Here is a 2,519-nt window from a genome sequence, read left to right as displayed (position 1 = left end):
CGTTTGGCTTTAAGCGTTGTTTCAATCTCCAAATCCCACTGATCTTCAACATATGTGCCGTGAACCGTAGGCCATCCGCCGCGTTCAATGTTATTCACCAGAATGTCCAGGCGTCCATACCGATCTTTTATAAACTTTGCCAGACCGTCAAGTTCATCAGTTTTACGCAAATCTGCATTTATTATATTATGCTGGGCACCTGTCTTTCCAAACGCTGCCTCCATATCACAAAAGGCATCCGGCCAGTCATGGCGGGTAAGGATAAGGCTTGCCCCCTGCCGGGCAAGGTCCAGGCCAATGCCTTTGCCGATTCCTTTGACCGCCCCAAGCACCAGAGCCACTTTTCCTTTGATGTCCATAATTTTCAGCCCTGAATTTCCAAATCTTTGCCAAACAACTGGTATTTTATCCAGGCAATACCGAAATTAAGCAGGCTTAGGTCATCAGCCACAACCTTCTGCACATATTCCACAGGAAGATTCGTTGAGGCAAGAAGCCCTTTTTCATTAATCTGAATTTTGAAATCATCCAGATCATACAAAGCCATGTAAAAAATATCTTCTTCAGCACCTTGCAGTTTTCCGGGCCGGATCTGGTTTTTAAGACTGATCAGGTCAAGAATTTTATCATTTTCCGTATTGTGGTCGACCACATTCTGACCTTGGAGCCATTGGGCCACGGTTTTATTATCACGGCCGCCAAATCCTTTGCAGTGCTCTTCTTCAATCAAAGCAAAATACTCGACATATTGCCCGGTGCCCCTGTCCTTTACAACGGCACGCGCCAAAGGGTACATGCGGCATGATGCGGGGCGGTCATGATATATGGAACACCCTGAATCCGTGACAAAGGGGCAGGCATGGCCGGTGGCTGGATTGGCCTTAAAGGTAATCACCGGCAGACCGGAACCGGGACCGGTATGCCGGGATGTATATTCCCGCAGAAACTGTCCGGACGGCAAATTTACAGCATTTTTCATTCTCAGAATATCATAGGGGGTCAGTGCCTGATTCAGATCCCTGCAGCACTCATTAAAACAAGGATTATCCGCACTGCAGTTGAATTGCATAAGGTCATCCAAGCCGACCGGCAACATCTCATCGTTCATTTTTTTTCCTTTATTATTTTAAAATTATACTATAAAATGGGTGATTAATAATCGTCGGCGGATAAACTACCAGGATCCAACCGGTTTTTCCAGATGATTTTAATGGATGCATTCACAAGATATAGTGCAGAACTTGTCCAAAAAAACATATATATTGTCAAAGGAATAATCATTCAAAAAAATTGAAGAAATCATTAAATCATTTTTTTTGAATTTTCTTGACACAGACCTTGTCAGGGTGTTATTCCCATATCATTTGTTTTGAGGAAGAAGGCTTATTTGATAGGATTCAAAACTGAGCAGACCCATCTTCCTCGGAATCCAAATATTTTAAATTACAGGCCTTTCATTTTTTTGACGGGCCTTAATCTAGATAGATATAAATTGTCGCACAACGGTATTTGTGCAATTTTGATTAACCTACATTTTATGGAGGTATTTTAAATGCCATCTTTTGTAATCGCAGAAAAATGTGACGGCTGTAAAGGCGGGGATAAAACCGCATGCATGTACATCTGCCCCAATGACCTGATGGTTCTGGATGCAACTGCAATGAAAGCTTACAACCAAGAACCGGATCAGTGCTGGGAATGCTACTCTTGCGTAAAAATCTGCCCCTCCCAGGCCATTGAAGTAAGAGGCTACTCTGACTTCGTGCCCATGGGCGCATCCGTACAGCCCATGATGGGTACTGAGGACATTATGTGGACTTGTAAGTTCAGAAACGGCGTTGTAAAACGCTTCAAGTTTCCCATCAGAACCACTCCCGAAGGCGAAGCCAACGCTTATGAAAATCTGAAGGGCAAAGACCTGTATTCAGGCCTGCTGTCTACTCAGGAAGCCGATGGTATGGAACTGAAAGCGCCAGCTGCAGCCGAGCGGGCATAGGTTGCTTAAATTTAATTCTGATACTTATAAAATTTTTGGAGGTATATAATGGCATTACCTAACAAACCTGCTGGTGAAATTAAAACCGTTAGAGAGCCAGAGGTAGAGAAGAGAGACGTTGATGTTCTGATCATCGGCGGTGGCATGGCTGCCTGCGGTACTGCATTTGAGATCAAAAAATGGGCTGACGACGACACCAAAATCCTGCTTGTCGACAAAGCCGCTCTTGAAAGATCCGGCGCTGTTGCCCAGGGTCTGTCCGCCATCAACACCTACATCGGCTCCAACAAACCTGAAGACTATGTCCGCATGGTTCGTAACGACCTGATGGGTATTGTTCGTGAAGACTTGATCTTTGACCTTGGCCGTCACGTTGACGATTCCGTAGATCTGTTCGAAGAATGGGGCCTTCCCATCTGGAAAAAAAGCGACGATGGTAAAAATATGGACGGCAAAAAAGGCATGAAATCCGGTACGCTTAAAGCCGGCGCCACTCCCGTTCGTACCGGTAAATGGCAGATCA

General features: G+C 45.0%; 4 protein-coding genes. 2 read left to right on the top strand and 2 right to left on the bottom strand.

From position 1 onward, the window contains the following. Both B3D59_RS08320 and B3D59_RS08315 read right to left on the bottom strand, forming a co-directional pair. A partial coding sequence (locus B3D59_RS08320) for an SDR family oxidoreductase (protein ID WP_286818929.1) occupies positions 1-359 on the bottom strand: 359 nt, incomplete at its 3' end. Between the two features lie 5 nt (positions 360-364). After that, entirely contained in the window at positions 365-1,108 is a 744-nt protein-coding gene (locus tag B3D59_RS08315) for a YkgJ family cysteine cluster protein (RefSeq protein WP_286818928.1), read from the bottom strand. A gap of 444 nt (positions 1,109-1,552) precedes the next feature. Here B3D59_RS08315 and aprB point away from each other — a divergent pair, with 444 nt between their 5' ends. Both aprB and B3D59_RS08305 read left to right on the top strand, forming a co-directional pair. Then, positions 1,553-1,996: an adenylyl-sulfate reductase subunit beta gene (gene aprB / locus B3D59_RS08310; RefSeq protein WP_286818927.1), complete on the top strand. Its 444-nt coding sequence runs from the start codon at positions 1,553-1,555 to the stop codon at positions 1,994-1,996. Positions 1,997-2,044: 48 nt separating this feature from the next. Further along, positions 2,045-2,519, top strand: a 475-nt coding sequence (locus B3D59_RS08305; protein ID WP_286818925.1) for an FAD-binding protein, incomplete at its 3' end; no start/stop codon positions are given.

Origin of the sequence: Desulfobacter sp. UBA2225 (assembly GCF_002348205.1) — a bacterium.
Classification (GTDB): Bacteria; Desulfobacterota; Desulfobacteria; order Desulfobacterales; family Desulfobacteraceae; genus Desulfobacter; species Desulfobacter postgatei.
Note: the sequence above shows the minus strand (reverse complement) of the source record. Positions and strands in the feature narration are given on the sequence as shown.

Excerpts from the sequence above, each read along its gene's own strand:
- B3D59_RS08315 (WP_286818928.1), bottom strand. The coding sequence starts at position 1,108 with ATGAACGATGAGATGTTGCCGGTCGGCTTGGATGACCTTATGCAATTC.
- aprB (WP_286818927.1), top strand. The coding sequence starts at position 1,553 with ATGCCATCTTTTGTAATCGCAGAAAAATGTGACGGCTGTAAAGGCGGG.